Below are 7,977 nucleotides of genomic sequence, written 5' to 3'. Positions count from 1 at the left end.
AATAAAAGCCTACACTTTGCTTTTGCTCATTCAAACAAATTGGACACACTTGATATGTATCAGGCCAAATTAGTGAACCTGTATTCATACCTGTTCGCAGTGAGCTTGTATTCGTTGAACCATCAATGATGTTATTTAATATTTCTTTATAACGCTGAGGTGGAGTAAAAGGAGCAAAAAGAGGTAATAACGTATGTTGATAAATAATTTTTTCTGGCGTAATTTTCCAGATATGGCCTACACGCTTATGAAGCTCTTTAATATGACCTTGAAGGTGAGCTGAAGGCACTACTTTCCGATTATCAAATAACCATTGTAATGCCACTTTATCATCACCTATTCGGTGTTGCTCAATAAACCTTGCAAGTATGGAACCTAATAATTCCCCTGGTTGAGCAATAGTAAAATGAGTCAACATATCAGCCACCAATTAATTCGTTTTATGACCAGAATGCCCTTCTTTACAAGTAAGGCGTAATATCCAATATCATCCCTTCATTTTTCAAATTACGATAAGTAGAAAGAGGTTCGTCACCCCGTAATAACCTCAAATCATTTTTAACAAAGATAGGCTGTAACTTCTCGATCGTTTTAGTAGTCGCTTTCAATGCTGTATTAGGGCTCTCACTCAATTGTTTTATGTGAGCGATTAAACCAAATAAGTCTTCTTCTGGCTTTTCTTTCAAAGCTTGCTTTGCTGTTAGAGGAGCAATATCTGCACCGATTCCCATTCGAATCAGCATATCAATCAGCTCTGTTTCTTTGTCTTGTTGAGTTTCATCGTATATTTCGGGAGTGGTTAAATCTGCCTCATCAACTTGCCCTACGATACGAATACTGTCGATTGGTAAATCCAAATCAGCATATTTTATTATCTCTTCTTTTCTACCACTTTGTAGCGCTCTAATCATTGGTTGGATAATGGATAACTCTTCGTTAAATACAGCCTTAACCAGTTTCAGGCTAATCTCTTCTTTGCCAGCCATCACGGCCCGAGCTTGGCAAAGATAAAAAAGAGAAACCGCTACGTGTGCAACCCCCTGTGTTAGCTCCCAAAATAAGGACTTCATCGACTCTGTAAGTGGAGTAGGGTTATTAAACCATTGCAATTTCCACATTCGATTAATAAATTTATCCCATTCACTTTCCTCATCACTTTTTTTTAAATGCTCAAATCGATTCCAATTTAAACTACCAAACTGAGAGGCCCTGCGTGCTGAACGCATTGTAGGTGAAAAAAGTTCAAGCGCTTTGGGAGTACCTATAAATAATACAGGTACTTGAATTACATTCGTCAGCGTAACGAAAAAATTCAATAACTTGGTTGCACCACCTGATCTAGCGGCTTGTAGGTGCTGTATTTCATCAATAACTAAAATACCAACAGAGTGTATAGCTGAAACCCGAGCAATATCCCCTAGCATTGATTCTGCTGACGATTTGGCTTTTACATATAAGAATTCATAATCAGAGCCAATAGCATCATCCACTGCTCTAAAAAAATTAATACATAAACTTTTTGCAGAGCCATCATGTGGACAGTCAAGTTTTAACCATACTAATTGAGTATGTTGATACTCAGGGTGATAAATAGTTTGATGTTGGTATGAATCTAAAATAGCTTGTACCGCTGTTGTTTTCCCTGTCCCTGAACAACCTATAACTGAACTTGCTAGAGCTGCATTTCCTGCATTTCGAGAGACAGCGAGGAAATCGATACTATCAACATCGATTATATTCCGTTGATACTCCGTTGTAGCAATATTTCGACCTAGATATCCCCTACGTATCATCCCTGAGATCATTTGCTCTAATTGAAGATGGGCTTTAGTTGGATAAAGAAAGCCATCTAAAATTCTCATCATTGCATGACGCCGAATGTAACCAGGTAATATTTTTTCACTGTCTCGTACCACTGGATAACGGTTTAATGCTTTAGCTGTATCTTTGGGTGAATTCAGTAAAGGTAATGCATTAATCAACGGCTGACCTCGATAATCCTCGACTTGCGGATCGACATATTCAGCATGATGGATTTTAATCATCATCATCTCCTAGAAAATCATCAAGTGATGGATATTCAATTGCTTCTGAATTATTACCCGTTTTAATATCAACAATATTATCAAGTGACGGCTTAGTATCTGGCTTCAGGTTTACAGAACTGCATTCTCGCTCAAACTCTCGTTCATTATTTCGATTACGCTTAATTCCCGCTAACCTTTCTGAATCACTTAATTTAAGTGTATTTGTTTTTTTAGTGCGCTCTCGCTTGGCAATACTTTCAATTTGACGCTGTAAATCAGGTGCTTCAAAATCTGCACTTTGGTTGGCGATAGCCTCTGCAGTTTTCGCTAATTTAAATATGCCAGCAGCATCAACAAAACTCATTCCTTTAAATCTTCGACTTCTATCTGATAATTCACATATCCAATAGGATTCATAATCATTGTTAGGACGTAAATACACCACGTCTGTTCTTCTAGGGTCAAACGCAATATCAACTTTTGTGGGCCTTGTATGCGAAAAGCGATCAAACCACCCCTCTGACATTGCTTCTTTACAAGTATATTTCAATCCCTTAAACCCTATCCCAACTTCTGAGACAGTTCCTTTTTCACAAGGAAGTAGATTTATGCTAACCATTTCTTTGGTGCATGGCTTTAATCGACCGGTTCTATTTTTTATTCCCCAATTCCACAATTGAATGGGAACAGCAGGTAAATCTTCGGGCATGTCTTCAGCAAAATCATAGTCTTTAACTACGTGGTGAGTATTATAATTAATGATTATATTAATTACTGTTTCAGTGAATGCAGGTAACGTTAGTTCTGCATCTAATTCATAACGACGACCTAATCGCTTTTTACCATTAATAGGCTCAACTATACCGCCAATATAAGGCCGAAATGTTGTTTGAAGAATATTAAAGTATCTTTCAACTCCGCCCTTATCATCACCTCGATAAGACCGAGAATTACTCAACTGTATATTAAATGCATTAACCAGAACATCTGCCTGCCTATGCAATAACTCACCTTTATCCGCCATAATCGTGGCAGGGACACCAACTGAAGGCCAGATACTAGAATCAATATCTATTCCATAATTATGGCAATATTCTGTTTTATCAAGTAACGCATTAGAAATAGCCATCATTGCAGCAACCCAAGAAGGGTTCTCTAAACCAACATAAATACCAGTAACCATACGGCTGAAAACATCCTTAACAGCATAGATAACAGGTCGCCCGATAATACGGTTTGGATCCTTTTCAGAAACCAAATATAAGTCTGCGATTGTTGCATCGATCTCATAGCGTCCACCAGGGCCAATACTCATATAAGTAGAGGTACTTGTAAGAGGGCGGATATCTTTATCGTATATTTTTGAAGGAGTTCGTTTTTTTACTATGTCATGTGTTCTGTAGTTAGACTCATAGAAATACCGAAATTGACGTAATGTTGGAATCGTTGTTTTATCAGAATCAGGGTACCGTGATCTATATAATCCAATGGCCTTGTCTTTAGCCGCTTTGATAGAAAACTTATTATTTTTAATAAAGAAACCATCAATGGCCAAACGAAATATATCCGCGACATCATCTGTAATAATTGCGCCAACACCTTGGGTTGTTGTGCGTTTTCGTCCTAATTTATTTTCTATATCTCTTCTTGGTTTACCTTTACCACCTGAATTATGGTAATCAGGTATTAAAGCATTTGGAGTCATTCCTCTCTGCCAGTACCGACGCAGTTGTCGAATGAAATAAATCCTTGGCTTTTCTGTTTCCTCTACAACACTTCGAATCAGTCGATTTCTAGAAGTCTTGTCAAATAACAGAGTATGGTTGTCCAAAAGCAATTTGAGCAAAGAATATGCTTCATCTCTCTTTAAACCTTGAGGACTATTGGCATCTACATGTGAAAAGGTAAAAGGCTCGTCAATTAAAGCAATAACCCCACTAGCGATTAGCTCTTCAAACTCAGATAAAATCTTAAACACAGGCCAAGCAGATTGATCATCTATATTGATCAACCAAATATAATCAATCTCTTCATATACAACACGAATTCTCTCTTCAGAATCAGTAAATTGATAAGTTTGACTAAGAAGCATTTACTACTCCTAACTCTAATTTATCTACAGAAACGAATTCAATATCATTGCATTTCCAATTTGGAAAAGACGTTTCTAAAGAGGTTTTTAAATAGTGATTTGCAATGCCAAAACGTAGTACTTCGATATGATAGCCAGGCTCAACTTGATATCGATCATCTAGCTGAGCACAGTAACGAGCAACAAATGCAGCTGGATCTTTGTTAATTCGACCAAAAAGACTCACGACGTCTTGTTTTGCAAGTTGATAAGTAACTTCTTGATCGATGTCTAAGACTGGTTGTAACCATTTCAAGTTCATTTTTAGGTTATTCGAGACTTCTTTCTCAGTAAACAAGAAACAAGCACTACCCGAGCTTTCCCAGTATGATTTTTCTATTTGAAGCTTTTCAAGCACTCTTTTATTATCAAGGCGGTTAGCTGGCTTAACTGCAATAGCTACTTGTGAACCATCAGCCATATTAATTAATAAGTCCGTAGTGACTATTATTAACTTACCTTTCACTTGTGGATGTTTTATGCCAAGTTGACGACAGATATTAAGCGAATCGATAATTGGGATTGGAAACTGTTCGCGAATATCGACGACATCCGCACACCAATCAAAAACCAGAAAAGCCGCTAGTTCAATTCCTGAATGAAAATGATGAATACGTCCTACGGTCGAGCTTTTTACGCGAACGCTTTCTCCTGAACTACTAAACTCTCCAACCTTAATGAATGGAATATAATCTTTACCCGCTCCTTCACCACGTTTTTCTTTTAAACGTTTTTGATCTTTCTTGTTTAGTGATTTATTTTCATCTGACATAAAAAAACCTCCGACTAAGTTAAACTTAGCAGGAGGTTGAAAAATGATCAATGTTTAATGTATATGATCAGACTTTATTGTAATAGATCAAACTTTATTGTTATGCATACTTAAAAGTGTAACATCTCCTTTAATGGTTAATATCTGCGGTTGTAAGGGTGAACTGAACTAAAGCATAGTTCTTATAGAGGTAGTACTTTCTGTGCTGATTGGAATCTAACAGAGGCGATGTTGCCAAACTCATTTCTGCCCCTTTGCAATTTAGGGCAGTTACACTTGATCAAACAAGCGCGATCATATTGACCTACATTATCTAATGTTAGATACTCAATATAGCCAGTTTCACTTGAAGTTGCATAAGACGGGACTAGTTCGATGATAGAATCAATCAAAAGGTTGTGGAATGGTTGTTTGCTGGAAGATCGGTTTAAGTTATTTGTATTTGTGAATCGCCCCGTGTTTGCCAGAGACTCAATAACTTGAGAAACTGGAACTATGAAAAAATCAAATCGCTATACATCAGAATTTCGTGAACGTGCAATTAGGCTTGTTACCACACAACAGCATGAATACCCTTCTCTTTGGGCTGCGCTAGTATCGATTTCAGATAAACTGGGATGTACCCCAGAAACACTTAGAGCATGGGTCAAGAAATCTCAAGCTCAACCGTCTAAACCCTCTTCTAATACGCAATCAACTGAAGAACGCCTTGCCGTCTTAGAGCGCGAGAATAAAGAGCTCAAGCGAACGAATGATATCCTGAGGCAAGCTGCCGCTTTTTTCGCCCAAGCGGAGCTCGACCGCAAACAGAAGTAATAGTGGATTTTATTGATGCTTGCAGAGAGCATTACGGTGTCGAGTCAATTTGCAAGGAATTGCCGATTGCACCATCAACGTATTATTCTCATAAACAGATACAAAGAGAGCCTGAGCGACTGTCTAACCGTAAAAAGCGTGATGCTGAGCTGATGATACTCATTCGCGAAGTGTGGGAGGATAATATGTCAGTTTATGGTGCAAGAAAAGTATGGAAGCAGCTACAGCTTGACGACCATCAAGTCGCCCGCTGTACAGTCGAACGATTGATGCGAGTTATGGGAATTCAAGGTGTTCGTCGGGGTAAAGCACATAAGACAACGATACCTGACGAGCAACAAGATAAGCCACTTGATTTAGTTAATCTTCAATTTACTGCTGAGCAGCCAAATCAACTTTGGGTAGCTGACATCACCTATGTTGCCACATGGAGTGGGTTTGTTTATGTCGCTTTCGTGATAGATGTTTTTTCACGATACATTGTAGGTTGGCGTGTATCAACGACAATGCACACAGAGCTTATTCTTGATGCGTTAGAGCAAGCTATTTGGCATCGTGGCAACCCCGAAGGGTTAATTCACCACAGCGACAGAGGCAGCCAATATTTGTCTATACGATACACTGAGCGACTTGCTGAAGCTGGAATTCAAGCGTCTGTAGGCAGTGAGGGTGACTCTTATGACAATGCATTGGCTGAAACAATAAATGGATTATTTAAAACAGAGATTATTCGCAGAAATGGCCCGTGGAAGAATGTTGATGCTGTTGAATACGCAACGTTAGAGTGGGTCAATTGGTTTAATAATCAACGCTTATTATCTTCAATTGGGTATATTTCACCAGCTCAATATGAAACAGACTACTATGATAATTTAAACGAGTCAGGTAAAGTGGCCTGACTTAAACAAACTGGTCTCCGATGAACTCGGGGCGATTCATTGTGGCTATTTCGATACTTTATTGCGCGACGTTCGTGATGATACCGATTCTAGCCTATTTCATCTTTATTTTAGTAAAGAGTTCAAGATCATTAAGTGATTATTGACATAAATATTATGCACTAAATCGCAATTTGCCGTATTGCTGCCAAAAGGAGGAAGTATGTTCGATTTTTCTTCATCGAAGCCAACTGTATTGGTTATCGACGATATTCCAGAAAACCTCACGCTGATGTATCAGCTACTTAAAGATGATTATAAGGTAAAAGGGGCAAACGGCGGTGAGCGCGGGCTTACACTTGCCGAAACTGCTAATCCAGATTTGATCTTGCTCGATATCATGATGCCGGAAATAGATGGTTATCAAGTATGCCAGCAGCTTAAATCAAACCCAGCAACCAGTGATATCCCGATAATATTCCTCACAGCTAAAGCTGAAAGAGTCGATGAACATAAAGGGCTAAAATTGGGTGCCGTTGACTACATAACCAAACCAATTAACCCAGAGGTCGTGAAGGCACGTGTTAAAACACATGTATCTCTCAAAGTGGCTTCCGATATCTTAAAAGACAAGAATCAAGTGCTAGAGCAAGAGGTCGAAAGACGAACCAACGAAGCTTTGCGGCAAAAAGAAGAGCTTCACGCAATTCAAGATGTTTCCTTTTATGCCATGATTTCGTTAGCCGAAACCCGCGATAACGAAACGGGTAACCACATTAAACGTACCCAAGCTTACATAAAACGTTTAGCAGAGCAATTACGCCAAAACTCGCGTTATGTTTCAGAACTGACCGATGACTTTATTGCCCTGTTATATAAATCAGCGCCTCTGCACGATATCGGGAAAATAGGCATTCCAGACAACATCTTGCAGAAAGAAGGCTCCCTGACCGACGATGAATTTCGAGTGATGAAAACTCATACCACCATCGGTTATGAAGCGATTAAAAATGCTGAGAAAGTATGCGGCCAGCCTATGAAGTTCTTGACTGTCGCAAAAGAGATCGCCTACTCACATCACGAACGCTGGGATGGTGAAGGATACCCATTAGGTCTTGCTGGAGAGCAAATTCCGTTGTCCGCCCGACTCATGACTATAGCAGACGTCTATGATGCGCTCATCAGCAAGCGAGTTTATAAACCTGCGTTTTCACATTCAGACGCAGTAAATATCATTGTGTCAGGCAAAGGCACTCAATTTGACCCTACTATCATCGATGCCTTCGCTGAAATTACAGATGAACTCGATGCCATTGCTCAAGAATACACTAACTAGATAAGACAAGTACTTAT

At 39.0% G+C, this 7,977-nt stretch carries 6 protein-coding genes and 1 other annotated feature; of the genes, 2 read left to right on the top strand and 4 right to left on the bottom strand.

The window, feature by feature from the left end:
* The 4 genes from MT391_RS11580 to MT391_RS11565 form a co-directional block, all read right to left on the bottom strand.
* Window positions 1–418: TniQ family protein (locus tag MT391_RS11580; protein ID WP_499498120.1), on the bottom strand; the 418-nt coding region annotated here is incomplete at its 3' end.
* A gap of 43 nt (window positions 419–461) precedes the next feature.
* Window positions 462–2,045 carry an ATP-binding protein gene (locus tag MT391_RS11575; protein WP_499498118.1) on the bottom strand — a complete coding sequence of 528 codons (1,584 nt, stop codon included), beginning with the start codon at window positions 2,043–2,045 and terminating at the stop codon, window positions 462–464.
* Complete coding sequence (locus tag MT391_RS11570) at window positions 2,038–4,119, bottom strand: TnsB C-terminal domain-containing protein (RefSeq protein WP_499498116.1); 2,082 nt, start codon at window positions 4,117–4,119, stop codon at window positions 2,038–2,040. Before MT391_RS11570 ends, MT391_RS11575 begins: the two co-directional genes overlap by 8 nt.
* Window positions 4,109–4,930 carry a TnsA endonuclease N-terminal domain-containing protein gene (locus tag MT391_RS11565; protein WP_499498114.1) on the bottom strand — a complete coding sequence of 274 codons (822 nt, stop codon included), beginning with the start codon at window positions 4,928–4,930 and terminating at the stop codon, window positions 4,109–4,111. Before MT391_RS11565 ends, MT391_RS11570 begins: the two co-directional genes overlap by 11 nt.
* A 495-nt stretch (window positions 4,931–5,425) precedes the next feature.
* Between MT391_RS11565 and MT391_RS11560 the strand changes: the two genes are divergently transcribed.
* Together MT391_RS11560 and MT391_RS11555 are read left to right on the top strand one after the other, a co-directional pair.
* Window positions 5,426–6,645, top strand: a protein-coding gene (locus MT391_RS11560; RefSeq protein ID WP_499498112.1) for an IS3 family transposase whose coding sequence is annotated in 2 segments (ribosomal slippage) — window positions 5,426–5,720 and window positions 5,720–6,645 — 1,221 coding nt in all. Because the reading frame shifts where the segments join, the coding sequence is not laid out codon by codon here.
* Window positions 5,704–5,820, top strand: a sequence feature (AL1L pseudoknot). It overlaps the preceding gene by 117 nt.
* Window positions 6,646–6,847: 202 nt before the next feature.
* Entirely contained in the window at window positions 6,848–7,960 is a 1,113-nt protein-coding gene (locus MT391_RS11555) for a response regulator (RefSeq protein ID WP_499498111.1), read from the top strand.
* The last annotated feature ends 17 nt before the right edge of the window (window positions 7,961–7,977 follow it).

The sequence above is a fragment of the Vibrio sp. 1-Bac 57 genome, assembly GCF_037546855.1.
Taxonomy (GTDB): Bacteria; Pseudomonadota; Gammaproteobacteria; order Enterobacterales; family Psychromonadaceae; genus Psychromonas.
Note: the sequence above shows the minus strand (reverse complement) of the source record. Positions and strands in the feature narration are given on the sequence as shown.